We start from the raw sequence: 24417 nt of genomic DNA, 5'->3' as shown, positions 1-24417 counted from the left end.
GTTGCCCCCGCTGCCGCGAGGTCATCGCATGTCCATCGGCATGCCGTCGCTGTCCAATCGGGGGTGGCCGGCGCTCCGGAGCGCCACGCTTAATGACCGCTTGTACACTGCGGTGGTGATCGCTGAACGCCGCCAGCACCGGCGTAACCCGGAACTGAACCGTGCCGCCATCCTGGCCGCCGCCCGTGCCGCTTTCGCCGAGATGGGCTACGCCCGTGCGAGCATCCGGGAGATCGCCCAGCGAGCCGGCGTCACCCACGGGCTGGTCATGCGGCATTTCGGCTCCAAGGAGCAGCTGTTCCTCGCCGCGATGCCGGGATCGGGAGATCTGGAGGATCTGATGCCCGGCGAGCCGGACGCGGTCCCTGAGCGCATCGCGCGTGCGTACGTCGACCGCATGGAGGCAGCCGAGGGCAACGACCCGTTCATCGCCTTGATCCGCAGCGCGGCCACCGACGAGCAGGCGGCGACCCGGCTCTACGCGGCGATGCGCGAACGCAGCTTCCACGCCTACCGGCCGCTGCTCGACGGGCCCGACGCCGAGATTCGCGTCGACCTGCTGGGAGCGCACCTGATCGGCGTCACCTTCAGCCGGTACGTGGTGCGGACCGGCCCGCTCGCGGACCTCGTCCCCGAGGACCTTGTCGGCTACCTCGCCGGCACGCTGCGCCAGATCCTGTACGGCTGACCCGCGACACCGCGCGGCGGAGAAGGCTCAGCGGGCGGGGAGAACGCGGTGCTTCGCGCCGGCGAGCAGGCGCAGCGCCTTGCTCTGGGGCAGGTGGTGGCCGTACCCGGAGTGCGGCACGTACGTCGCGGTGCCGTCCTTGTGCTTGGACAGCCAGCCGGTGTGATGCCGGGTGGACAGCCCGGTCAGCCGGGGACCGTAGGAGAGTGCCAGCAGGCCGGCCCGCCGGTCGCCGGCCGGCAGCGTCCCGGCCGGCGCGGTGATCCGGATCCCCTGCTCGCCCGCCTCCAGGATCCGCACCGGGATGGTCACCGGGAACCCGTCCCCGCCGGCGTAGGACAACAGCCGGTGCGGATGACCCCGGAAACGGCGGACCGCATTCCGCGCGTCCACGCCCGAGGCGGCGTGTGACGGCACCGGCTGGGGGAGGGGCGCGGCGGCGGCGGCCGCACCGAGCGTCGTCGGAATCCCGCTGGCCCGCGCGTCCGACCACGTCGTGATCCGATGGACGCGGACCCGTACGCCGATGGCGTCGTGTCGGCGTTCGCCGCGCCAGCCATCCCGGAAGGCGGCGACCAGGGCCGGTTCGAGCAGCTCGCTCGCCCGGGAGTGGATCGCCCCGGCGATTGTGTGGCCGGCCTCGGCGTGGCCCTGCACCAGGAGGTACGCGTCGCTGGTGGCGGTGCCGTGCGCCCGGCTGAGGAAGGTGAGAGCGACTCGCCCGATGGGGCCGGGCTGGTCGAGCCGGCCGGCGAAGCGGGCCGGCACGAAGCAGGAGACCCAGCCTTGGCCGCGGTCGCGCAGACCGAGCGGCGCCGTCGGCACGGTGACCACATCCCCCGAGGCCGTGGTCACCGTCAGCGCCGCGATCAGGTCGCCGGCGAGCACCTGGTCGATGTCGTCGGCCCAGGCCGTCACCGGGGCGCCCGGTGCTGTGGTGGTCATCGTCAGGCCCATGTGTCAGTCCTCCTCGTGAATGCCGGCACGAAGCCTGACGCGCGCGGGTGGCGCCTCGGTTTCCTGATCGGCGAGTCTCGATGTGACGGCGGTGAGCGGTGCCGGACAGTCGCTGAGCTTCCCGATGGTCGCCGGGAACCCGCATGCTTCAGCGCCGAAGCCGGCGCCTCCGGGACGCCGCGCCGACCGCGGGAGCGAGCGTCGGCCTGGATACGGTTCGGAGGCCACCGATGGCTTGGGACGGTTCACACCGCGACCGGCGACCGGTCCCGGGCCTCGAGCGTGGCGGCGGGGACCGCGGGAGCCGGGATCGCGGGGGTGCGAGTCGCGATGCCGCGCCGGCGGGCCAGCCAGAGGATCACGGCCGCGTAGGCCAGCAGCACCGGCAGGTCGATCGCGGCCATCTGCCAGGGCATGTCGGCGGCCGTCTCGTCCATCCCGAGATCGCCGTACGCGGCTCCGATCGTGCTGCCGAGCAGGTTGTTCATGACGTGCAGCACGATCGCGGCCTCCAGGCCGCCGGTCCGGACGGTCAGCCAGCCGGTGATGGCGCCGAAGATGAACAGGTCGGCGAAGCCCCACGGGGTGCCCCAGCCGTGCAGAGCGGCGAAGACCAGCGCCTGCACGGCGATCGGGAACCACGGGGTACGGCACCAGGCGCCGACGCTCTGCAGCAGCCATCCCCGGGTCACGTACTCCTCGGCGGCGGCCTGCGGCGGCACGACCAGCAGCAGGACCAGCATCGAGGTGGCGAACGGGCCCCAGCCCACGAGGGAGTCACCGAGGTCGAGGTCCTCGCCGGTCAGCGCGGACACGCCGACGCCGGCGGCGAGAAACGCGACGATGGCCAGGAACGCGATCGGCAGGCAGGTGAGCAGCCAGCGCCAGCGCAGCCGGCCGGTGACCGAGGAGAGGGTGCCGGCCGGCCGGCGCTCGATCCAGCGGGCGGTGAGCAGGACGAGCGGCAGCAGGGCGGCGATGATCAGGAAGCCGGAGGCGAGCTCGCCGAGGGCGCCGAAGCCGGCCATCCCGTCGGAACCGATGGGCTGGCTGGTCAGGTCGGCGGCGACCCCGATGGATACGTCGATGAAGAGGGCGAGCACGACGATGCCGACGGCGATGAAGGGCACGCCCAGCACCGGACGCCACCAGCGGTGCGCGGAAGTGCGGGCGAGACGGTGGTAGGCGGTGCCCGGGGGCGGTGGGATCAGCATGTGTCACAGTCTCCTGGCGCGTGGGCGCCGGCGGATCCCGCCGCGGGCGGATCCCGGTCTCTGCCCTCGGGCATAGATCGCCCCTTGGCGGGCGGCGATAGGCTCTCCGCCATCATGAGGATCTGGGCGCTGCCGGCGCTGCTTGCCGCCGCTCAGCTGTTCGTGTGGCCGGGCACGGTGCTGGCGCGCGGCGATGGGGTTCCGGCCGGCCAGGTCGCCGGTGTGGTGGCGGCCGTCGTGGTGGTCACTGTCGCGTTGGGGTTGCGGGCCCGGGTGCCGGTGCCGGTCACCGCCATCGTCGCCGTCGTGGCCGCGATGGGCGGCCGGCTGGTTCCCGGGGTGGCGTTGTTCGTGCCCGGGGACGCGTTGCTGGTGCTCTCGGCCGCCGAGCTGATCGCGTTGTTCAGCGTGTCGGTGCGGTGTTCCCGGCGCGCCACCGCGCTGACCGCCGCCGGGCTGGTGGCCTGGCAGAGTGTGCTGCTGCTGGACGACAGCCCGATCCGGGACCTTCCGCTGGACGTGCTGATCAATGCGGTGATCTACGGGGTGGTGGCCGCGGCCGGCCGGGTCCGCCGGCGGTGGGTGGCGGAGCGATCGGCGGCCGCCCGCAGGCTCGCCGAGGCGGAGCGGGACCGCCGGGAGGCAGCTGCGGCGGAGCGGCGCCGGCTGGCGCGGGAACTGCACGATGTGACAGCCCACCACCTGACGTCGATCGTGGTGAACGCGTCCACCGCCCGGTTCCTCGGCGACCAGCGGCCGGAGCTGGTCACCGAATCGCTGGAGTTCGCCGCCCGTACCGGTCGGCAGGCGCTCGCGGACCTGCGACGTCTCGTCGCGCTCATGCCGCGGGGAGAGAGTCTTTCCGACCCACCGGCGCCGAGCCTGGCTGATCTCGCCGACGACTTCCGGCAGCTCGGACAGGTGGTGGTCGCCGAGGTGGACGCCGCTGTCGATGCCAAGACGGCGGAGGTGGTGCACGCGATCGCGCGAGAGGCACTGACCAACACCCTGCGGTACGCGCCGGGCGCCACCGTCCGGTTGCGCCTGTCGCACGGCGCCGCCGGCACTCAACTGCTGGTCGAGGACGACGGCCCGGCCGGCGAGTCGTCCGCCGGCGGGTTGGGCGGAGGTCGCGGGTTGACCGGCATGCGGGAGCGTGCCGCGTCGATCGGCGGCACGGTGTCGGCGGGACCGCAGCAGCCACACGGCTGGCGGGTCCACGCGGTGCTGCCGCCGCACGCCTCCGCGGCGACCGGCCACCGGATGCGCCGCTGGGTGCGCAGCCAGGCGGTGCTCGACGCCGGCCTGGTGGCGCTGGCACTGCTGCTCCCGCTCTCCGGTCTGGCCGCCTACGTCGCCGAGGACCGCCCGGCGCCCGGCGCGGCGACGCTCGCACTGCTGGCGATGGTCGCGCATGCGGCGCCGCTGCTGTGGCGGCGGGCGCATCCGTGGACGGTCCTCGCCGCCGTCGCGCTGACCGCGGGCATCGGCCCGCTCCTGGTGGCCGCGGGCGCGGTGCCCGCCGACGACGGCTGGCTGTTCCTGTTCGCCGGCGGCGCCGAACTCGTCGCGGTCCACGCCGTCGCCGCGTACACCACACGATCCCGGTCGGGCTGGGCGGCGGTCGCCGCCCATACGAGTACGGTGCTGGCCCTCGGCGTCCTGTTCGCGATGCAGCCGGCCGACCCGGACAGGCTGACCACCGTGGTGGTGGCGGCCGTGCTCGCGGTGCTCGCCGCCGTCGTGCTGGCGGGGCCGTTCGCCGGCGCCTGGCTCGCCGGCGCGGCGGCCCGGCGCCGTCGTGAGCGCCGCTCGGCCCGGGAGGAGAACGCGGTGGCCACGGTGGCCGCGCAGGCCGAGCGCCTGGCCCTCGACGAGCGGGCCCGGGTCGCCGCCGGGCTGCGCGACGCCGTCCTCCAGCACGCCGCACGGGTTCCGCGAGCCGCCGATCAGGGGGATCTGGCGACAGTGCTCGACGCCGCCCGCGACGCCCTCGCCGCGATGCGGACGATGCTCGACGGGCTCGGCCCGGCTGACCGGAAAACCGGCCCGGCCGACCAGACGACCAAGGAGGTGACGTCATCGCCATCCGGGTGATCGTCGTCGATGACCAGCTGATGATCCGAGCGGGCCTGTGCGCGATCGTCGGCTCACAGGGCGACATGGACGTAGTGGGTGAGGCCGGCGACGGCGCGGCCGCCATCGAACTCGCCGAGCGCCTCGCGCCGGACGTGGTGCTGATGGACATCCGGATGCCGGGCATGGACGGGCTGACCGCCACCGCCCGGCTGACCGCCGGCGAGAACCCTCCCCGAGTCCTCGTGCTGACCACGTTCCATCAGGACGCGTACGTCTTCCAAGCGCTGCGCGCCGGCGCCTCCGGATTCCTGCTCAAGGACTCCGAGCCGGCCGATCTGGTTGCGGCGATCAGGGTCGTCGCCGCCGGTGAGGCGATGCTGAGCCCACTGTCCACCCGGCGACTCATCGACGCGTTCACCAGTGGCGCGGTCACCGTGGACCGCACCGACGACCCGCGCCTGACCCGGCTCACCCCACGCGAGCGGGAAGTGCTGGAACAAGTCGCCACCGGGCTCTCCAACGCCGAGATCGGCACGGTCCTCGGCATCGGCGCGGGAACGGTGAAGACGCACGTCAACGCCCTGCTGCCGAAACTCGGTGTCCGGGACCGGGTGCAGGCCACGATCCTCGCGTACGACCTCGGACTCGTCCGCCCGCGCTGACGGGTGACGTCGCCAACGGCACACCACTGCCCCACACCGATGACGTCCCTCTTAGTGAGTACGCAGCATGCGACGTCCGTCGTAGCGCGTTTAGAGTGGGCCGCTGACGGTGGCGGAAGGTGACGATGGCGAAGCTGGTCCTCTCTCCGGAGGAAGCGGTCCTCTGCGACGTGGTCGGCGTTCGCACTTTCCTCCAGGCACGTGCGGCTCTGGCCGCTGGGGAGATCGTTGTCCAAGCCGTCAGCGCGTCTGGTCCGGCGGTCGGGAAGATCCGCGATGGTGGAGTGGTGACCGGCGAGGTGGTCTCGGGAGCAACGCCCTCCTTGACCGGCGTGTGCACCTGTGCCGATGCGGACTGCGTCCATATTGTGGCGCTGCTGATCGCCGCTCAGCAGGAGACCGCACCGAAAACGCCCGTGGCTCCGGCTCAGCGGCGGCCGAAGGCCAGCCGGTGGGAGTCCCAGCTGTCCGCGTGGATGCGGGACGTGGCCGGGCCGCCACCGCTTCCGCAGCCTGCGGATCCCGGGCTCGGCCTGCAGTTCGAGCTGGTGAACGGATATCTTCCGCGGACTCGCAAGACCGGACAGCGGATCTCGATGCGCCCGGTTCTGCCCGGCCGCAAAGGCTGGGTGCGCACGGGGATCAACTGGCACTCGCTCAGCTACGCCGGAGACCACTCGCTGAACCTGGAGCACCACCGTCGGCTGCTCACCGAGATCGTCAAACTGTCCGGCTCCTACGCGAACTACTACGGTAGCGGCGGCACGAATCTGTTCCTCGACGAGTTCGGCAGCCGGCGAATCTGGGACCTGCTGGCCGAGGCGCAGGAGTCCGGCCTGCCACTGGTGCAGTACGGCAAGAACGCTGCGCCGGTGGTCGTGGCACGCCGTCCGGCCGGGGTCTCGTTGCAGGTGGGCCGGGTCGATGGTCACCTTTCGCTGCAAGCTGTGGTCCAGGTCGACGGCTTGCCGGTTGATGTTGAGCACTCGATGTTCATCGGCGAGCCGGCGCACGGCGTCGCCTCATGGGGCGCGGAGACCGGGCAGATGATGCGGCTCGCTCCGCTGGCCCGTCCGCTGCCGAAATCGGCGCGCAAGGTACTGGCCGCACCAAGCATTCAGATCCCGGCCGAGCAGGAAGACCTGTTCTTCACCGAGTTCTACCCCGGCCTGGTCCGGCAGCTGGAAGTCGTGCCGGCCGGACCGGACGTGAGCCTTCCCAATGTGGGTGCTCCGACCCTGGCTGTCACGCTGACCTCCGAGCGCGGGCATCAGCTGCGGTTGCGCTGGGAGTGGGTGGTCGAGGTGGGCGGCGTTCGGCAGGCCGAGCCGCTGTGGTCGCCGACATTCTCCGACGAGCAGGCTGATCTCGTACGCAAAGCGGTTGATCTTGTTGGTCCTGGCCTGCTCGAACTTGGCCGGACGGGTCCTCGGCTCGCCGCCGAATCGGTGCTCGGTGGCGACGCGATGATCCATTTCCTGAGTACGGTGCTCCCCGCGCTGGTCGAGCTCGGTGTGACAGTGATCGAGCCGGACGAGGACTGGGGCCTTCAGGAAAGCGAAGCGCCGCCGGTCATCACGTTCACCAGTGCCGCACAGGCTGACGAGCACGACTGGTTCGATCTGTCGGTTCGCGTCGAGGTGGGCGGTGAGCAGGTCGATTTCGAGGCGCTCTTCGTCGGGCTCGCTCGGGACCAGGAGTTCTTGATCCTGCCCAGTGGCGTCTATTTCGCTCTCGACCGCCCGGAGTTCCGGCAGCTGCGCGAGTTGATCGCCGAGTCTCGCGCGCTCACTGACAGCCCGCCAGGCGTGCTGCGAGTCGGACGGTTCCAGGCCGGCGTCTGGGACGAGCTGGCCGAGTTGGGTGATCTGGCCGGTCAGGCAGCCGATTGGCAGCGTACGGTGGCCGCGCTGAGCGAGGCCGGGGTGCTCCTGGACCAGCCGGTGCCTGCCGAGGTGAACGCTGAGCTGCGGCACTACCAACTGGAGGGCTTTCGCTGGTTGGCGGCGCTGCACGACAACGGGCTCGGCGGCATTCTTGCCGACGACATGGGCCTCGGTAAGACGTTGCAGGCCTTGGCGTTGCTCTGCCATGCCCGTAAGCACGGCAGATTCCTGGTCGTCGCGCCGGCCAGCGTGGTGCACAACTGGGTGGCCGAGGCGAGCCGCTTCACCCCAGACCTGGAGGTACGGGCGATCACCTCGACTGCGGCCCGGCGAGGAGTCGGTCTGGCCGAGGCGATCGGGCGGGCCGATGTCGTCGTCACGTCGTACACCCTGTTCCGGCTGGAGTACGACGATTACGCGGCGCTGGACTGGGCCGGCCTGGTGCTCGACGAGGCGCAGTTCGTGAAGAACCCGCAGTCACAGGCCTACAAGTGTGCCCGCCGCCTCCCGGCGCCCTTCAAGGTCGCCATCACCGGTACGCCGATGGAGAACAACCTGGCCGAGCTGTGGGCACTTTGCTCGATCGCGGCGCCCGGCCTGTTTCCCCGCCTCGACCGGTTCACCGAGTACTACCGCCACCCCATCGAACGCGAGCGTAACCAGGATCGGCTCGTCCAGCTGCGCCGCCGGATCCGCCCACTGGTGCTGCGCCGCCGCAAGAGCGAGGTCGCCGCGGAACTGCCGGCCAAACAGGAACAGGTGGTCGACGTCGAGCTCTCGCCCGGACACCGCAAGATCTACCAGCGGTACCTGCAGCGGGAGCGGCAGAAGGTGCTCGGCCTGCTGGGCGACCTGGAGAAGAACCGATTCGAGATCTTCCGCTCGCTGACGCTGCTGCGGCAGGCCAGCCTCGACGTGGCGCTGGTCGACGAGCAACACCGTGCGGTTTCGTCGACGAAACTCGACCTGCTCGTGGAAAAGCTCACCGACATCGTCGCGGAGGGGCATCGCACCCTGGTGTTCAGCCAGTTCACCCGCTTCCTCGGCGCCGCCCGCGACCGGTTGGATCAGGCCGGTATCGCGTGCGCTTACCTGGACGGCACCACCCGCAACCGCAAGCAGGTGATCGAGGAGTTCAAGACCGGTGCCGCACCGGTCTTCCTGATCAGCCTCAAGGCCGGCGGGTTCGGGCTGAACCTGACCGAGGCCGACTACTGCATCCTGCTCGACCCGTGGTGGAACCCCGCGACCGAAGCGCAGGCGGTGGACCGGGCCCACCGCATCGGCCAGACGCGCAACGTGATGGTTTATCGCCTGGTGGCACGCGACACCATCGAGGAGAAGGTGATGGCCTTGCAGGGGCGCAAGGCCGAACTGTTCGCCGGCGTGATGGACGGCGGAGAGTTCGCATCCGCCGGACTCACCGCCGCCGACATCCGCGAACTTGTCCGATAGCCAGCCGCGTCGTAGCGGACGAGGGCGGCGGCGAGACGGGGACGGCCCGGGCGTGAGCTGCGCCTCACGTCCGGGCCGTGCTGAGGGGAAGAGATCAGGGGAGGTTGATCGGGCGCAGGACGCGGTCGATGCCGTGGGCGATCTGGCGGTTGCCCTTGTTGATGTCGAACCGGTTGATGCGCGGGTTGCGGTCGCTGCGGTCGGCGTCGATCAGGGAGATCCGCTTGTGCCAGCGCGGCCCGTACACGTTGACCTTGATCTTCGCGCCGGCGGCGGTCGCCAGTTTCGCGTTGTCGGACTTCAGCGCGGCCTTCTTGGTGATCGTGGCGCCCGGCACGACGTGGTACAGCAGCACCGACTCGACGGTGTTGATGCCGAGGCCGGCGACCGCCGTGAACGCCTTCTTCTCACCCGGCAGCTTCTTCGACTTGGTGATGTCCTTGACGAGCAGCTGGAAGGCCCGGTCATTGGGCACGAACGCGGTGACCCGCTGCTTGCCGTCGGCGAGAACGCCGACCTTGCTGCCCGGCTTGGCCTTCAGCACCGCGTTCACCGCGGCGGCCAGGATGTCGTAGTCGTGACCGTTGCGGTCGAAGCCGCTCTTGTCCGCGGTCAGCACCGCGGCGAGGGACTTGGTCTTGAGCGGCTTCTTACCGGCTGCCTGCGCGGGACCGGCGCCCAGCGCGGAGGCGACGACGGTGGCGGTGACGACGGCGGCGGCCTGCTTGCCGAGACGGGTGAACCTCATCTTCGAGCCTCTTTCCGATCGGTACGGGCGGTGGCGGGATCTGCCACCACCCGTACTTCGCTCGGGCTCGATCAGATGGATGCAGTTATTTCATGAGAGTTCCGCGCAGCAGGCTCTTGCCCGAGTGGGTGGCGTCGCCGTCATGCGGTTCGTCGCTGACGTCGACGAGCCGGTACCGGCTCAGGTCGGTGCCCGGCGGCACGGTCAGCACGGCGTCCGCCGTGCCGGGCAGATTCCCGACGGCCACCATCCTGCCCGGAGTGTCCGGATCCAGCAGCCACACCTCATGAAAACCCGAGGTCAAGGGCAGATTGTGTACGTCGATGCGCAGTTGTCCGTTGGAGAGGACACGCACGTCGCCGCCCGCGGTCGGCGGGACCGTCTCCAGCGGGGCTAGCGTCGCTCGGGCCATCACCTGCTCGGTCGGCGCCCGGTCGGTGAACCTGTCGAATCCGAGGGTGCCCGCCACGGCGAGGACGGCTGCCGCCGCCGCGGTGAGAACCGGCGCGAGCCAGCGCGGCCGTGAGCGCCGTTCCCGGTGTTCGGTGAGGTCGATGACCGGCGCCGATTGTTCGGCGGGCGTCCGCGCTGTCGCGATTTCCGCCTCGATGGCCTGCCACAGGTGCTCCGGAGGAGCGGGCAGGTCGCGCAGTTCGCCGGTTTGCGAGCCGATGTCGGCGACGTCGTGCAGCGCCTGCATCTCGTGCCGGCAGCCGGCACAGTGCTCAAGGTGATCGGATTCGGTCGTTTCCTCGAGTTCTTCAGAGAGCGCGAGAAGGACCAGCCGATCGGGATCCAGATGTTGCACCGTCCACCTCCCAACGGCGTCGCAGGTTGGCCATTCCGCGCCGAACATGGCTCTTGACTGTGCCGAGCGGCAGTCCGGTGGCCGCCGCTATCTGCGGATGAGTGAGATCGTCGAAGAACGCCAACTCCAGTGTGCGTCGTTGTTCTTCGGGCAGCCGCTTCATCTCGTCGGCGACCACGAGACGGTCGACGATACGTTCCGGCGACTCCTCGACCGGTGGCGCCGGCGGCTGCGCCCGCACGGATTCGGTTGCCCGGTGCTCACGCGCCGCTGCCCGCAAACGGTCCACCGCTTTCCGCCGGGCGATGCCCAGCAGCCAGCCGAGCACGGTGCCGCGCTGCGGATCGAAACCGTCCCGGCCCGTCCAGGCCGCCACGAACGTCACCTGGGTGACGTCCTCGGCGTCGGCGCGGTTGCCCAGCAGCCGCTGAGCCAGATAGAGCACGGCCGGGCCGTGCCGGTCGTACGCCTCACGTAACGCTGTCTCGTCGCCGGCGGACAACCGCTCGGCGAGTCCGTCGTCGGAACTCATCGACCTCCTTCCCGATCATGAGGGCCCACTGATCACGGCCGTCTCCCAGCGACTAACGCACCTTGAAGTGCGTACTTCCCGATGGAGAGTTACCGGGCAATAGTGAAGCAGCCACCTGCCGGGTGGTAACCCCGCCCAGCTCACCACGAAATAGAGGTACAAGCATGTCGTCTCTCTCCCTTCCCGGCGGCACCTGGACTCTGGGCGACCTGACAGTTACCCGGCTCGGTTACGGTGCCATGCAACTCGCCGGTCCCTGGGTGATGGGGCCGCCCGCCGACCGCGCGGGTGCGCTGGCCGTGCTGCGGGAGGCGGTCGATCTCGGCATCACCCACATCGACACCGCCGACGCCTATGGCCCCCGATTCACCAACGAGGTGATCCGTGAGGCGCTGCACCCGTATCCGGCGTCGCTGCACATCGCGACGAAGGTCGGGGCGCTACGTGACGATCGGGGCGGCTGGCCGCCGGCCCGCCGCCCCGATCAGCTCCGGCGCGCGGTGGACGAGAACCTGGAGGTTCTCCGGCTCGAGACGCTGGACCTGGTCAACCTGCGTCTCGGCAACGCGGAGGGCCCACAACCGGGATCGCTCGCCGAAGCGTTCGAGACGCTCGTCGATCTGCAGCGGCAGGGTCTGATCCGGCACCTCGGCGTCAGCAACGCGACCCCGGAGCAGGTCGCCGAGGCGCAGTCCATCGCGCCGATCGTGAGCGTGCAGAACATGTACAACCTCGCGCACCGCCACGATGACGAGCTGATCGACAAGCTCGCGGCGCAGAACATCGCGTACGTGCCGTTCTTCCCGCTCGGCGGCTTCACGCCGCTGCAGTCCGGCGCGCTGTCGGCGGTGGCTGCCCGGCTGAACAGCACCCCGATGGCGGTGGCGCTCGCCTGGCTGCTCCAGCGGTCGCCGAACATCCTGCTGATCGCGGGAACCTCGTCGGTGGCGCATCTGCGGGAGAACGTCGCCGGCGCCGGGATCACGCTGTCCGCCGAGGATGTCGCCGCGCTCGACCGGATCGGCCGTTGAACAAATGACGCCCCACCACTTCCCATCAGAAAGCTGGCCCCGGATCGGGGCGTAACCTGACTGGTGGACCAGGGGAGGTGGGATGGCGACCACGACGGCGGCTGTGACGAGAGCGCAGGCCAAGGCGCAGTACAACGCCTTCCTCGCGGTGTGTCCGAGCCACAAGATGCTGGAGCGGATCTCCGGGAAGTGGGTCACGCTGATCCTGTCCGCGCTCGGCAGCGGGCCGGACTGCGTCGGAGACCCTCGCCCCATGCGCTACTCGGAGCTGTCCCGGGTCCTGGCCGGCGTCAGCCAGAAGATGCTCACGCAGACACTGCGTTCGCTGGAGCGGGACGGCTTGATCAGCCGCACGGTGACACCGACCGTACCCGTCACGGTCACCTACGAGCTGACCGACCTGGGCCTCTCTCTGCACGAGATGATGCGCGGACTGAAGAACTGGGCCGAGACGAACATGGACGAGGTGTCCGCCCGCCGCGCCACGTATGACGACGCGACGGCCTGAGGAGTACGCCGACTGACGCTTCCGCGTCAGTCGGTCCAGTAGGTGGTGGCGGCGAGGGCTTTCTGCGCCTGGCGACTCCGGCAGGACCGGGATGGTCGCCGGCGTCCGCCGGGCCCAACGATCTCAGTGACCAGCGGATCCGGCCGATAAGAACGTGCGGGGGAACACGGATGAGCTACCGGATCTCACTGGCACGGACCGTGGCCTTCGCCATCGCGTACCTCGTGTCGGCGTGGGCCGGGCGTCTCACCGTGGCGGACGGCACCAACCTCAGCATGGTCTGGCCGGCCGCCGGGGTGGCGGTGATCTGGTTCTGCGTGCAGCGGCGGTCTCCCTGGTTCTGGGCGGACGGCGTCGCGCTGATCACGATCTCGTACTTCGTGAACGCGCTGACCGGGGGGACGCACGCCACCTCCCTGGCCTCCGCGGCCGCCAACTTCGCGCAGGCCGTGGTCTTCGTCGTGCTGCTGCGGCGCTGGCGGCCGTGCCTGTGGGGCGCGGACGGCGACGAGGCGATCGGATCGCCGCGGGACCTCTGGATCCTGCTGGCCTCGTCGTGCGCCTCCACCGCCTGCGGGGCGCTGGTCGGCCCGACCATCCGGTGGTCGCTCGGCGAGGGGTACTCGTGGGTCTCGGCGGCGGTCTGGCTGGCGCGGAACACCGCAAGCACGCTGATCGTCGGCATGGCCGGGCTCTGCATCGGTCAGGTGGTGAGCACGTACCGTGCCCGGCACGGCTCGCCGGCCGGCTGGTGGCGGCAGTGGATCTCCGGGCTCCGGGCCACGCCGCGCTGGCGGATCGCCGAGTACGCCGCGCTGGCGATCTGCACCACCTCGCTGTACGTGGTCGGGTTCCGGTACGCGGATCGCCTGCCGCTCTCCTTCGCCGTGCTCGGCCTGACGGTGTGGGTGGCGACCCGGCTGGCGACGCCGTTCGTGGTGGCGCACAGCCTGGTCGTCGCCACCATCGCCGCGCTGTTCACGGTGAACGGCATGGGCCCGTTCGCGGTCGTCGAGAACCTCGCCCCCCGGACGATCATTCTGCAGGGGTTCGCCGCGATGGTCGCCGTGGTCGGGCTGGCGCTGGCGCTGGGGCGCGACGAGCGGGACCGGCTGATGGCCGAGCTGGCGGCGCAGCGGGAGCAGGCCTCACGCCATGCCGCGCTGATGACCGCGATCGTCGACTCGATGGCCGACGGCCTGGCGGTGATCGATTCCACCGGCGGGGTGGTGCTGCGCAATCCCGCCTCGGTGCGTCTGCTCGGTGACCGGATCGGCCCGGGGGAGAGCGACCCGGCCTCGTACGGGTTCTTCCGCGCCGACGGCTCCCGCTATCTCGACGAGGAGGCGTACCTGAAGGCGCTGGCGGACGAGGAGGTCCGGGACGCGGAGATCCTGGTCCGCAACCCCGGGGTGCCCGAGGGCCGCTTCGTCCGGGTCACCGCCACCGCCCTGCCGAACCCGGACGGCACCCGCAGCGCGGTGGTGCTCTACCACGACGTCACGGCCGAACGCCGGCACCGCGACGAGCTGACGAACTTCGCCGGAGTGGTGGCGCACGACCTGCTCAATCCGGTGGCCAGCGTGGACGGGTGGACGGAGGCCGCACTCGACGCCCTGGCGACAGTGCCGGCACATCCGGGCGTGGGCCAGGCGCGCGGGGACCTCGCCCGCCTGGCCCGGGCGTCCGGGCGGATGCGGTCGCTGATCGAGGACCTGCTCGCGTACACGACCGCCCGGAACGCCGCCGCCGCGCCGGCGCACGTCGACCTCACCGCGGTGGTGGCGGACATCGCGAGTGCCCGCGCCGACGCCGCGGTCGCCGCGGGCAAGCCCGAGCCGCGGTTCACGTTCGGCGATTTCCCGCCCGTGCACGCCGACCCGGTGCTGGTACGGCAGCTGCTGGACAACCTGATCGGCAACGCGATCAAGTACACGGCCGAGGGCGTCACGCCGGCCCTGACCGTCACGGCGGCCCGGGAGGGCGACATGGTCCGGGTCTGTGTCGCCGACAACGGCATCGGCATCCCGGAGGGGCAGCACGACGCGATCTTCGCCAACTTCCACCGCGCCCATCTGAACAGCGGTTACCTCGGCACCGGACTGGGCCTGGCGATCTGCCAGCGGATCGTGGAGCGCCACGGGGGCACGATCACCGCGTCGGACAATCCGGGCGGTGGGTCGCGGTTCGTGTTCACGCTGCCCGCGGCCACGGCGGGAGCTGGCACGGGCACGGCGGGGCCGGCAGCGGCGAAGCCGTGGGCGGGTTCTGGTGCGGTTGTGGCGTTCTAGGCCGTACACACGGAAGCCGGGGCTTCGTTTGCCCGATATCGGCCCGGGATGGGGGTAGCGGCGCCTCCGTATCATGGGCCCGTCAATCGGGGGGAAATGGAAATGCGCGACCAGGAAGATCCGGCCGAGCAGGAGCACGCCGAAGCGTCGGCCGGCGTGCCGGACCTGCGGGAGTGCCTGCTCGGATGACGGTTTACGGAACGGCTGTCGCGCCACCCAAGAAATCCCTGCGGAACGTCTTCGTCGGCATCGCCGCCGCGACACTTGTCCTGCTCGGCTCCGGGACCACGGTCCAGCTGGTCAGAGACCTCCCCGACAGCACACTCAGCACGACGGTCGGCACCGAGATCAAGGTGCCCGGCGCCGCGCCGAAGCTGCCCTGGCCGCCGACCGGCTCGGCCGAGCTGATGGTCGAGGGCCTCGGCCGCCTCGGTGGCTCCGGCGGCGACTCCGCCGAGCCGATCGGCAGCGTCGCCAAGGTGATGACCGCCTACGTGATCCTCAAGGAGCACCCGCTCACCGGCGACGACGAGGGCCCGTCGCTCACCGTCACGGCGGCGGACGTCGAGGACTACGAGGGGCGGAAGGCGACGAACCAGTCGCTCGTGCACGTCGAGGAGGGCGAGAAGCTCTCCGAGCGGGACGCCCTCGAAGCGCTGATGCTCCCCTCGGCCAACAACATCGCGCATCTGCTGGCGATCTGGGACGCCGGCAGCGAGGAGGCGTTCGTCGCGAAGATGAACGCCGCCGCCGACTCCCTCGGCATGGACGACACCGAGTACAGCGATCCCAGCGGCTTCCTGCCGACCACCGTCAGCACCGCGCCGGACCAGGTGGAACTCGCTCGCGCCGCGATCAAGATGCCGGTCTTCGCGGAGATCGTCGAGCTGCGTGAGGCGACCATCCCGGTGGCCGGGAAGATCTACAACTACAACGACATGCTCGGCGTCGAGGGGGTCTTCGGCATCAAGACCGGTTCCACCGACCAGGCCGGCGGCAACCTCGTCTTCGCCTCCCGGCTCACTGTCGGCAAGCGCACGCTGACCGTCGTCGGCGCGGTCTTCAACCAGCCCGGCGCGAACACTCCCGAGCAGCTCGCCGAGGTCAACGTGCACGTCCGCAAGCTGCTGGCCGCCGTCCGCAAGACCGTCAAGGAATACGAGCTGCTCGGCGCCGGACCGGCCGGGCAGGTGCAGGCCGCCTGGGGCGACTCCGCCACGGTGTCGCCCGCGGCGCCGCTGAAGGTGGTGGGCTGGCCGGGACTTTCGGTCCCGGTCACTGTCACTGCCGGTGCGCCGGGCCCGTCGCCCGCCGCCGGCACGGTGGTGGGCCAGGTCGAGGCTTCCGGGGTACGGGTGGAGCTGCGCACCGATTCCGCGATCTCCGCCCCGTCCACGTGGTGGAAGCTGTCCCGTGTCTCCTAGGCGCGGCCACCCGGCACGTTGACCTGGCGGCGGGCGAGGTCCTCGAGGATCTCGGCCGTCGCCGACGTGCCGAACCGGGTCACGCCGACCGCGGCCATCGCCAGCATGGTGTCCAGGGTGCGGATGCCACCGGACGCCTTGACCTGCACGGCGGCGGAGACGGCCGACCGCATCAGGGCGAGGTCGTCGACGGTGGCGCCGGTCGGCGCGAAACCGGTGGAGGTCTTCACGAACGCCGCGCCGGCCCGCTCGGCGGCCCAGCACGCGGCCAGCTTCTGCTCGTCGGTGAGGTACGCGGTCTCCAGGATGACCTTGACGTGCGCCTCACCGGCGGCCTTCACCACGGAACCGATCTCGTTCTCCACCGAGTTGATGTCACCGGACCGCAGCCAGCCGATGTTGAGCACCATGTCGATCTCGGTGGCGCCCTGGTCGACGGCGAGCTCGGTCTCGGCGACCTTGATCTGGGTCGCGCTGGCGCCGTGCGGGAAACCGATCACGGTGCCGACCCGCACGTTCGTGTCACGCAGCAGCGACACCGCGGTGGGCACGTCGCAGGGGCGCACGCAGACCGAGGCCACGTCGTATTTCGCGGCGATCGCGCAGCCGCTGCGCACGTCCTCGACGGTGAACTCGGGCCGGAGGATGGAGTGGTCGATCATCTTCGCGATCTGCGCGACGGTGAAGTTCATGGCATCGACGGTAGCTGTCTATACAGCCAGTTGTCTAGACAGCTTCCCTCGTACCCTAGGCTTTGTTGCATGCCCGACTTCGTGCCGCGCTACTTCCGCATCGAGCAGGCGCTGCGCGCACGGATCGCACAGTCCCGCCCGCACGACCCGCTGCCCAGTGAGCCGGAGCTGGCCCGCGAGTTCGGCGTGAGCCGGATGACCGCCCGGGCCGCCGTCACGCAGCTGGTCAACGACGGGCTCGTCTACCGCGCTCCCGGCCGGGGGACGTTCGTGGCCGTGCCGGCCGGTCCCCGCCGTGCCGACAACCTGATCCGGCTCAGCGAGGAGATCCGCAAGCAGGGGCGCAAACCGTCGGCCCGGGTGCTGCTCGCCGAGCTGCGCCCGCCGACCGCGGTCGAGGCCACCCGGCTGCGGCTGCGCGACGGCGACGTGGTGGCGATCCACCGGGTCCGGCTCGCCGACGACGAGCCGATCGCGTTCGAGCGGGCCATCTATCCCGGTGCGCTCGCCGCCCTGCTCGACGTCGACGTGTCCGGATCGGTCCACGAGGCGATCGTCGGCCTGGGCCGGACGCCCACCCGGGGCACCGCGACGCTGACCGCCCAGCCCGCCACCGAGGAGGACGCCCGCGAGCTCGGTGTGCCGGTCGGGGCGGCGCTGCTGGTCGAGGAGCGGCTGATCCTCGACGAACTCGGCCGCCCCCTGGAGCTGAGCGAATCCCGTTACGCGGGGGAGCGGTACCGCCTGGACGTGGCGTTCGGTGTCGAGCCGGTTTAGGTCCGGAATGGACTTTCTCGCCGAACAAAAACGAACAATAAGCATCGGCTGACTGCCTTTTCGTTACCTGAACGAGAATTAATTGTCATTCGGCTTACCTACGCTCCGGCGGATCTACTTCCATCGGAGGACCTGTCTCGATGCGTCCATATATACGCAGCGTGGGTGCCACCGCCGTGGTCACCGCGCTCGGCCTCTCGCTGGCCGGCCCTGCCGTAGCGGCCACTGACGCGCCGTTCATCAGCGAAATCCACTACGACAACACCGGCACCGACAGCGGCGAGGCTGTCGAGATCGAGGCTCCGGTCGGGTTCGACCTGACCGGCTGGCGGATCGTCCTCTACAACGGCAACGGTGGCGCCGCGTACAACACGGCCACCCTCAGCGGCGTCGTCCCGGCGTCCGGTGTGGTCGTACAGACCTACCCGACCGACGGCGTCCAGAACGGCGCGCCCGACGGCGTCGCCCTGGTCAAGCCGGACGGCACCGTCGCCGAGTTCCTCACCTATGAGGGCACGTTCACGGTGGGCGGTGTGGCCGGCACCGACATCGGGGTCGCCGAGACCACCACCACGCCGGTCGGCCACTCGCTGCAGAAGATCGACGGCACCTGGCAGGCGCCGGCCGCGAGCAGCTCCGGCACGCTCAACAAGGCCGTCGTCGAGGAGCCGGAAGAGCCGGAGGAGCCCGGCGCCGGCTGCACCACCCCGGCCACCGACTCGATCGCCGAGGTGCAGGGCACCGGGACGGCGACCGGCCTGGCCGGCAAGACCGTCACCGTCGAGGGCGTCGTGACCGCCGACCACCGCACCGGTGGCTACAACGCGATCGCGATCCAGACCGCCGGCTCCGGTGGCGACCGCTCGGTCGCCGCGGGCACCGCATCCGACGGCATCCAGGTCTACCTGACCTCGAACACCGCGAACCACCCGTCGGTCGCGATCGGCGACCTGGTCCGGGTCACCGGCGCGGTGAGCGAGTACAACGGCCTCACCCAGATCTCCATCGGCGCCAAGGCCGACGTGCAGGTCTGCGCCACCGGCGCGACGGTGCCCACCCCTGTCGCGCTGACCCTGCCGCTCGCCGAGGACGCCCGCGAGTCGGTCGAGTCGATGCTCGTCGCCCCGCTCGGCGCGTACACGGTGTCGGACGTCTACAACACCAACCGGTACGGCGAGATCATCCTCGCCGCCGGTGACGAGCCGGCCCGGATCCCGACCGACGTGGCACGTCCCGGTTCCGAGGCCGCCGCGAAGGTGAAGGCCGACAACAAGGCCGGCCGGATCCTGCTCGACGACGCCAGGACCACCAACCTCGCCACGGCCGGTCTCGCGCCGCCGTACCTCTCGAAGGACGAGCCGCTGCGTGTCGGCGACACCGTCGAGCAGTTCGGCCCGAGCATCCTGAGCTACGGGTTCAGCGAGTGGCGTCTGCAGCCGACCACCCCGGTCGACGCGAGCACCCCGGCCGCCACCCGGACCACGTTCAAGCACACCAACCCGCGTACCGCGGGTCCGGAGAACGTCGGCGGCGACATCAAGGTCGCCAGCTTCAACGTGCTGAACTACTTCGTCCACTTCGGTGGCGAGGCGCGCGGCGCGACCGACGCGACCGCCCTGGCGAAGCAGGAAGCGAAGATCGTCTCGGCGATCACCGCCCTGGACGCCGACGTGATCGCCCTCATGGAGATCGAGAACTCGGTCCGCTTCGAGGAGACCGACACCCAGTTGGCGCTGAAGACGCTGGTGGGCGCGCTCAACGCGAAGGAGGGCGCGGGCACCTGGGACTACGTCCGCTCGCCGGCCGAGCTGCCGAGCGCGGCCGAGCAGGACTACATCACCAGCGCGATCATCTACAAGCCGTCGGTGGCCACGCCCAAGGGCGCGTCCAAGTCGGTCAACGACGAGACGGTCTGGGGCAACGCCCGCGAGCCGATCGCGCAGACCTTCACCGCGGGCAGCATCGACTTCACCGTGGTGGCGAACCACTTCAAGTCGAAGAGCGCCTCGGTGGCGCCGACCGGCGACAACGTGGACACCGGTGACGGGCAGGGCGCGTACAACGGTGACCGGGTCCGGCAGGCGAAGGCGCTCGCCACCTTCGTCGAGGGTCTCGGCACCGACAAGGTGATCCTGCTGGGCGACTTCAACTCGTACGGCCAGGAGGACCCGCTGCAGGTCCTCTACGACAAGGGCTACACCGACGCGCACGCCGACTCCGCCTCGTACGTCTTCGGTGGCGAGTCCGGTTCGCTGGACCACGCGCTGGTGACTCCGGAGTTCTCGAAGCGGATCACCGGCGTCGACATCTGGAACATCAACTCGGTCGAGTCGTTCGCCTTCGAGTACGACGGCTACGCGCCGTTCTACTCCCCGGACCCGTACCGCTCCAGCGACCACGACCCGGTCGTGGTCGGCCTGGACACCGGTGCGGCCGGCCCGGTCGACCTCCAGCTGCTCAGCATCAACGACTTCCACGGCCGGCTCGAGTCGCCGACCACCGGCAACGGTGGCGCGGCCCAGCTCGTCGGTGCGGTCGACCAGCTGCGTGCGGCCAACCCGAACACCGCGTGGATCTCGGCCGGTGACAACATCGGCGCCTCCACGTTCATCTCCGCGATCGACAGCGACAACCCGACGATCGACGTGCTGAACGAGGGCGGCCTGGCCGTCTCCGCGGTCGGCAACCACGAGTTCGACAAGGGCCTGGCCGACCTGCTCGGCCGGGTCGAGGACCGGGCCGAGTTCCCGTACCTCGCCGCGAACGTCTACAAGGGCGGTGAGCGGATCCTGCCCGGTTACTCCGTGCAGACCCTGGGCGGTGTCAAGGTCGGTTACATCGGTGTCGTCACCGAGCAGACCAAGTCGCTGGTCAGCCCGGACGGCATCGCCGGCGTCGAGTTCCGCGACCCGGTCGCGGAGACCAACACCCTCGCGGCTCAGCTCTCCGACGGCAACGAGGCCAACGGCGAGGCCGACGTGCTGGTGCTGCTCGCCCACGAGGGCGCTGCCGAGGAGAACATCGACTCCGCGCAGGCCCTGCAGAACGACGAGGTCTTCGGTGACTTCACCCGGGTGAGCGCCGAGATCGACGTGATCTTCAGTGGACACACCCACCAGCCGTACGCGTTCCAGGTCCCGGTGCCCGGCACCGACAAGACCCGTCCGGTCATCCAGGCCGAGGACTACGGTCTGAAGCTGGGCAAGGCGGTGCTGACCTACGACCCGGCCACCAAGTCGGTCACCGGCTCGACCGCCGAGCTGCTCAACGTCAACGGCTACCCGTCGAACCAGGCGATCGCCGCCATCGTCGACAAGGCCAAGGTGACCGCGACCGAGCTCGGCAAGGCGGAGCTCGGCAAGATCACCGGTGACATCAAGCGGGCCTACACGGCCGCCGGCGCCGAGAACCGCGGCGCCGAGTCGGTCCTCGGCAACTTCATCGCCGACGTGCAGCTGGACCAGACCGCCGAGGCGGGACGTGGTGGCGCGCAGATCGCCTTCATGAACCCGGGTGGTCTGCGGGCCGACCTGCTGTACGGCACCGACGGTGGCGTGGTCACCTACTCGGAGGCCTTCGCGGTCCAGCCGTTCTCCAACGACGTGGTGACGCGCACCCTCAGCGGTGAGCAGATCAAGAAGGCGCTGGAGGAGCAGTGGCAGCCGGACGGGGCATCCCGGCCGTACCTGCACCTGGGTGTGTCCAAGGGCTTCACCTACTCCTTCGACGCCGCCAAGCCGCGCGGCTCACGGATCATCGCCTCCTCGATCAAGCTGAACGGGGTCACCATCGACCCGCTCGGCAAGTACCGCGTGACGACGAACTCGTTCCTCGCGAGCGGCGGGGACAACTTCCCCTCCCTGGTCAGCAAGGAGAACGTCGTCACCACGGGTGACAACGACCTCACCATGCTGGTCAACTACTTCGCGGAGCACACACCGATCACCGCCGACGTCACCCCGCGCGCCACCGCGGGCGTCGTCGACGAGACCGCGCCGACCGGCACCTACAGCCTGAACGCCGCGGCGCTCTGGCCGGGCCAGTCGGTCACCCTGACCGAGGTCGCGCTCAGCGACGACGTCAGCGCGGCCGACCGGGTCACCCGGGTGGTGAACTGGGGCGACGGCAGCGCGGCGGAGACGCTCGCGGCCGGCGCCACCACGGCGACGCACAAGTACGCCACCGCCGGCAGCTACACCGTGTCGGTCACGCTGGCCGACGAGGCGGGCAACTCCGGCGCGGCGACGTTCAGCGGCTCGGCCACGGTCGTGGTCGCGGCGCAGGCCGGAAAGTACAGCCTGAACCCGAAGCTGATCTGGGAAACCGAGTCGACCGACCTCGCCTTCACCGGCGTGACCGGCGCGACCGAGCTCACCGTCAACTGGGGTGACGGCACCACCACCACGGCGTCCACGAGCGGCACGAGCGTGTCGCACGCGTACACCAAGCCCGGTTTCTTCCAGGTCAAGGTGACGCCGTCGAACGCGGCAGGCGCGGGCAAGACCGTCACGGTCGGCGTGGTGACCGTTCTCGCGGACTGCTTCGGTCCCGAGGTCCGGCTCTCCGAGCCGCGCCACGACGACCGGGCCTCGTCCTGGACGTCGGTCGGCGGCACCGCCTACGACCTGGGCGCCGGCGTGGCCGAGGTGACGGTGAAGCTGGTGCAGGAACGGTCCGGCAAGTGGTACTACTTCACCGGCACGGCCTGGGTGAAGGCGAGCTCCGAGCGGGACGCCGGCACCAAGGCCACCGAGATCAGCACGGTCCCGAACGCCAAGGGCGCGTGGAGCGTGGCGATCACCGGTGTCGAGAAGGGCGCCCTGAAGATCACGTACGGGGCTGAGGACAAGGCCGGCAACAGCGCGAAGGCCAAGACCTACGTCACGAGGATCGTCAAGTAACACCGCTGAAGAGGCCCCCACCGGTTGACGCCGGTGGGGGCCTTTTCGTGTCGTCAGATCCGGCGCGCGTTCCGCCAGCGGAACCCCGCCGCGATCGCCGTGACGATCGACCACGCCGCCGTCAGCAGCCCGACGATCAGCCAGCCGACCAGCACGCACACCAGGGAGGCGACGGCCAGGACGGCGGCGACGACGAAGAGGGGCAGGGGAGGGCGCCCGGTCGCGGAGACGCTGAAGTTGCCGCCACCCATGCGGGCGCAGAACTCCGGATCGTCGCGCTGGAGCTGGCGCTCCAGCTGCGCCAGCCGCCGGTTGTCCTCTTTACTGAGCATGCCGTCACCTTCCGGGTCGCCGCGCCGGGAGAGTTGTCGATCGAGATATAGCGATCCCGATCACAGTCATTGTTACCTCTGAGTTGCCGTTGTGATACGGGTCGGTGTGCCGATTTTTCCGCCCGGCCCGCTTCGTTACACACGATCCGTCCCGGATTTCACCGGAAAGATCAAATCCCGGGTGCGGGACCGATACCGAACACTTCAGCGTGGCCCGTAGCGCGGGCGTGTGATCACGCTGGCGGTGGCATGTCTCAGCTACGGCTGGGGTGGCTGTCGCGTCGCTGGGCCGTAGCGGACGCAGGTCATGCGCTGTGGTGGGCTGTCTGGGCTACGGCTGGGTGGGGTCCAGTCGTGCAGTCCGATCGTCTCGCTGTCGCGGGTCGTCGCTGGCACGGATCGACCGGTCCACCCCGGGGCGTCTCATCCGCCGGGTCACCCGCAGTTCCGCCCGCTGGATTCACGGATCGCCGCGTCTGCCTCCGGGCGGCCTCGCCGAGCCCACGCTGCGTCACGATGGGTGACTGTCCACGGGGAGCGCTACGGGGTGTGCGGCATTCTGTGGGGCCTCCCACGTCTGCGGCTTTCCGGAAAGCGCCGGCTTTACCCCGGATGCCGGCACACCGGGTGACGATCCGGGGTAGTCCGGCTGCGAGGGCGGCCGCATCACCCCGGACCCGTCGCTCACCAGCACCGACTCCAAGATCCACTCAAGCTACCTGGCATTGGGGTGGGTCGGCCGTAGCGCGCGCAGGTCATGCGCTGTGGGGACATGTCTGAGCTACGGCTGGGGTGGCTGGGCCGTAGCGGACGCAGGTCATGGGCTGTGGGGACATGTCTGAGCTACGGCTGGGGTGGCTGGGCCGTAGCGGACGCAGGCCATGGGCTGTGGGGACATGTCTGAGCTACGGCTGGGGTGGCTCGGCCGTAGCGCGCGCAGGTTATGCGCGGCGGTGAGCTGTCTGAGCTACGGCTCGGGTGGGCGGGCCGTAGTTAAGGCATGTGATCACGCGGTGGTGGGCTGTCTGCGCTACGGCTCGGGTGGCTGGGCCGTAGCGGACGCAGGCCATGGGCTGTGGGGACATGTCTGAGCTACGGCTGGGGTGGCTCGGCCGTAGCGCGCGCAGGTTATGCGCGGCGGTGAGCTGTCTGAGCTACGGCTCGGGTGGGCGGGCCGTAGTTAAGGCATGTGATCACGCGGTGGTGGGCTGTCTGCGCTACGGCTCGGGTGGGCTTGACCCGTTTCGACGGACAGGGTCGATGAGTTGATCTTCACGCTACCTTGAGGGCGGGTAGCGGGGCGAGGTTGGTGCCTGCCTCGTAGGCCGCGGGGCTGAGGTAGCCGAGGCTGGAGTGTCGGCGTCGGGTGTTGTACCAGCCTTCGATGTACTCGAATGTCGCCTGGTGGGCGGCTTTGCGGGTGGGCCATGCC

General features: G+C 70.2%; 18 protein-coding genes. 10 read left to right on the top strand and 8 right to left on the bottom strand.

Going from position 1 to position 24417, the window contains the following annotated elements; translation table 11 throughout:
- The first annotated feature begins 115 nt into the window (after window positions 1-115).
- Window positions 116-688, top strand: a complete 573-nt coding sequence (locus AB0F72_RS27540) for a TetR family transcriptional regulator (RefSeq protein WP_360436586.1) — start codon at window positions 116-118, stop codon at window positions 686-688.
- A gap of 27 nt (window positions 689-715) precedes the next feature.
- On the opposite strand, the gene AB0F72_RS27535 is transcribed toward AB0F72_RS27540, so the two are convergent.
- Complete coding sequence (locus tag AB0F72_RS27535; protein ID WP_360436584.1) at window positions 716-1645, bottom strand: hypothetical protein; 930 nt, start codon at window positions 1643-1645, stop codon at window positions 716-718.
- A 245-nt stretch (window positions 1646-1890) separates the two neighbouring features.
- Window positions 1891-2859 (bottom strand): CPBP family intramembrane glutamic endopeptidase, encoded by a 969-nt coding sequence (locus AB0F72_RS27530; protein WP_360436583.1) that lies wholly within the window; start codon window positions 2857-2859, stop codon window positions 1891-1893.
- 114 nt (window positions 2860-2973) lie between these two features.
- Here AB0F72_RS27530 and AB0F72_RS27525 point away from each other — a divergent pair, with 114 nt between their 5' ends.
- From AB0F72_RS27525 to AB0F72_RS27515, 3 genes are all read left to right on the top strand, one after another.
- Window positions 2974-4956, top strand: coding sequence for a histidine kinase (locus tag AB0F72_RS27525; protein ID WP_360436581.1), 1983 nt, complete (start codon window positions 2974-2976; stop codon window positions 4954-4956).
- A gap of 20 nt (window positions 4957-4976) precedes the next feature.
- A complete protein-coding gene (locus AB0F72_RS27520) occupies window positions 4977-5600 on the top strand; it encodes a response regulator transcription factor (protein WP_360436784.1) in 624 nt (207 codons plus the stop codon).
- 125 nt (window positions 5601-5725) lie between these two features.
- Window positions 5726-8941: a DEAD/DEAH box helicase gene (locus AB0F72_RS27515; protein ID WP_360436579.1), complete on the top strand. Its 3216-nt coding sequence runs from the start codon at window positions 5726-5728 to the stop codon at window positions 8939-8941.
- A gap of 94 nt (window positions 8942-9035) precedes the next feature.
- On the opposite strand, the gene AB0F72_RS27510 is transcribed toward AB0F72_RS27515, so the two are convergent.
- The 3 genes from AB0F72_RS27510 to AB0F72_RS27500 all read right to left on the bottom strand — a co-directional run bounded on the left by AB0F72_RS27510 (window position 9036) and on the right by AB0F72_RS27500 (window position 11029).
- Window positions 9036-9689 (bottom strand): fasciclin domain-containing protein, encoded by a 654-nt coding sequence (locus tag AB0F72_RS27510; protein WP_360436577.1) that lies wholly within the window; start codon window positions 9687-9689, stop codon window positions 9036-9038.
- Between the two features lie 85 nt (window positions 9690-9774).
- A complete protein-coding gene (locus tag AB0F72_RS27505) occupies window positions 9775-10497 on the bottom strand; it encodes an anti-sigma factor (RefSeq protein WP_360436575.1) in 723 nt (240 codons plus the stop codon).
- Complete coding sequence (locus tag AB0F72_RS27500) at window positions 10451-11029, bottom strand: sigma-70 family RNA polymerase sigma factor (RefSeq protein WP_360436573.1); 579 nt, start codon at window positions 11027-11029, stop codon at window positions 10451-10453. Before AB0F72_RS27500 ends, AB0F72_RS27505 begins: the two co-directional genes overlap by 47 nt.
- A gap of 164 nt (window positions 11030-11193) precedes the next feature.
- Between AB0F72_RS27500 and AB0F72_RS27495 the strand changes: the two genes are divergently transcribed.
- The 4 genes from AB0F72_RS27495 to AB0F72_RS27480 all read left to right on the top strand — a co-directional run bounded on the left by AB0F72_RS27495 (window position 11194) and on the right by AB0F72_RS27480 (window position 16283).
- The gene (locus tag AB0F72_RS27495) at window positions 11194-12060 is read left to right on the top strand and encodes an aldo/keto reductase family oxidoreductase (protein WP_360436571.1); all 867 of its coding nucleotides are present in this window, start codon (window positions 11194-11196) and stop codon (window positions 12058-12060) included.
- Window positions 12061-12142: 82 nt separating this feature from the next.
- Entirely contained in the window at window positions 12143-12568 is a 426-nt protein-coding gene (locus AB0F72_RS27490; RefSeq protein ID WP_360436569.1) for a helix-turn-helix domain-containing protein, read from the top strand.
- Window positions 12569-12738: 170 nt separating this feature from the next.
- Window positions 12739-14859, top strand: a complete 2121-nt coding sequence (locus tag AB0F72_RS27485; RefSeq protein WP_360436567.1) for an ATP-binding protein — start codon at window positions 12739-12741, stop codon at window positions 14857-14859.
- A gap of 185 nt (window positions 14860-15044) precedes the next feature.
- Complete coding sequence (locus AB0F72_RS27480; RefSeq protein ID WP_360436565.1) at window positions 15045-16283, top strand: D-alanyl-D-alanine carboxypeptidase; 1239 nt, start codon at window positions 15045-15047, stop codon at window positions 16281-16283.
- Here AB0F72_RS27480 and deoC read toward each other — a convergent pair.
- Window positions 16280-16975 (bottom strand): deoxyribose-phosphate aldolase, encoded by a 696-nt coding sequence (deoC, locus tag AB0F72_RS27475; RefSeq protein WP_360436563.1) that lies wholly within the window; start codon window positions 16973-16975, stop codon window positions 16280-16282. The two genes, AB0F72_RS27480 and deoC, sit on opposite strands and share 4 nt — an antisense overlap.
- 69 nt (window positions 16976-17044) lie before the next feature.
- On the opposite strand from deoC, the gene AB0F72_RS27470 reads away from it, so the two are divergent.
- The gene (locus AB0F72_RS27470; RefSeq protein WP_360436561.1) at window positions 17045-17752 is read left to right on the top strand and encodes a GntR family transcriptional regulator; all 708 of its coding nucleotides are present in this window, start codon (window positions 17045-17047) and stop codon (window positions 17750-17752) included.
- A 161-nt stretch (window positions 17753-17913) separates the two neighbouring features.
- Complete coding sequence (locus tag AB0F72_RS27465) at window positions 17914-22653, top strand: ExeM/NucH family extracellular endonuclease (protein WP_360436559.1); 4740 nt, start codon at window positions 17914-17916, stop codon at window positions 22651-22653.
- Window positions 22654-22706: 53 nt separating this feature from the next.
- On the opposite strand, the gene AB0F72_RS27460 is transcribed toward AB0F72_RS27465, so the two are convergent.
- Both AB0F72_RS27460 and AB0F72_RS27455 read right to left on the bottom strand, forming a co-directional pair.
- Window positions 22707-22985, bottom strand: coding sequence for a DUF3040 domain-containing protein (locus AB0F72_RS27460; RefSeq protein WP_360436557.1), 279 nt, complete (start codon window positions 22983-22985; stop codon window positions 22707-22709).
- Window positions 22986-24257: 1272 nt separating this feature from the next.
- Window positions 24258-24417 (bottom strand): IS3 family transposase (locus AB0F72_RS27455; protein ID WP_360436781.1); only part of this gene is annotated, 160 nt, incomplete at its 5' end.

The sequence above is a fragment of the Actinoplanes sp. NPDC023936 genome (assembly GCF_040639325.1).
In the GTDB taxonomy this organism is placed as follows: domain Bacteria; phylum Actinomycetota; class Actinomycetes; order Mycobacteriales; family Micromonosporaceae; genus Actinoplanes.
The sequence above is the reverse complement of the archived record's forward strand: the minus strand, read 5'-3'. Positions and strand labels throughout refer to the sequence as shown.

Coding starts and splice junctions, on each gene's coding strand:
- AB0F72_RS27535 (WP_360436584.1), bottom strand. CDS start 1,645: ATGGGCCTGACGATGACCACCACAGCACCGGGCGCCCCGGTGACGGCC.
- AB0F72_RS27530 (WP_360436583.1), bottom strand. CDS start 2,859: ATGCTGATCCCACCGCCCCCGGGCACCGCCTACCACCGTCTCGCCCGC.
- AB0F72_RS27525 (WP_360436581.1), top strand. CDS start 2,974: ATGAGGATCTGGGCGCTGCCGGCGCTGCTTGCCGCCGCTCAGCTGTTC.
- AB0F72_RS27520 (WP_360436784.1), top strand. CDS start 4,977: ATGATCCGAGCGGGCCTGTGCGCGATCGTCGGCTCACAGGGCGACATG.
- AB0F72_RS27515 (WP_360436579.1), top strand. CDS start 5,726: ATGGCGAAGCTGGTCCTCTCTCCGGAGGAAGCGGTCCTCTGCGACGTG.
- AB0F72_RS27510 (WP_360436577.1), bottom strand. CDS start 9,689: ATGAGGTTCACCCGTCTCGGCAAGCAGGCCGCCGCCGTCGTCACCGCC.
- AB0F72_RS27500 (WP_360436573.1), bottom strand. CDS start 11,029: ATGAGTTCCGACGACGGACTCGCCGAGCGGTTGTCCGCCGGCGACGAG.
- AB0F72_RS27495 (WP_360436571.1), top strand. CDS start 11,194: ATGTCGTCTCTCTCCCTTCCCGGCGGCACCTGGACTCTGGGCGACCTG.
- AB0F72_RS27490 (WP_360436569.1), top strand. CDS start 12,143: ATGGCGACCACGACGGCGGCTGTGACGAGAGCGCAGGCCAAGGCGCAG.
- AB0F72_RS27485 (WP_360436567.1), top strand. CDS start 12,739: ATGAGCTACCGGATCTCACTGGCACGGACCGTGGCCTTCGCCATCGCG.
- AB0F72_RS27480 (WP_360436565.1), top strand. CDS start 15,045: ATGACGGTTTACGGAACGGCTGTCGCGCCACCCAAGAAATCCCTGCGG.
- deoC (WP_360436563.1), bottom strand. CDS start 16,975: ATGAACTTCACCGTCGCGCAGATCGCGAAGATGATCGACCACTCCATC.
- AB0F72_RS27470 (WP_360436561.1), top strand. CDS start 17,045: ATGCCCGACTTCGTGCCGCGCTACTTCCGCATCGAGCAGGCGCTGCGC.
- AB0F72_RS27460 (WP_360436557.1), bottom strand. CDS start 22,985: ATGCTCAGTAAAGAGGACAACCGGCGGCTGGCGCAGCTGGAGCGCCAG.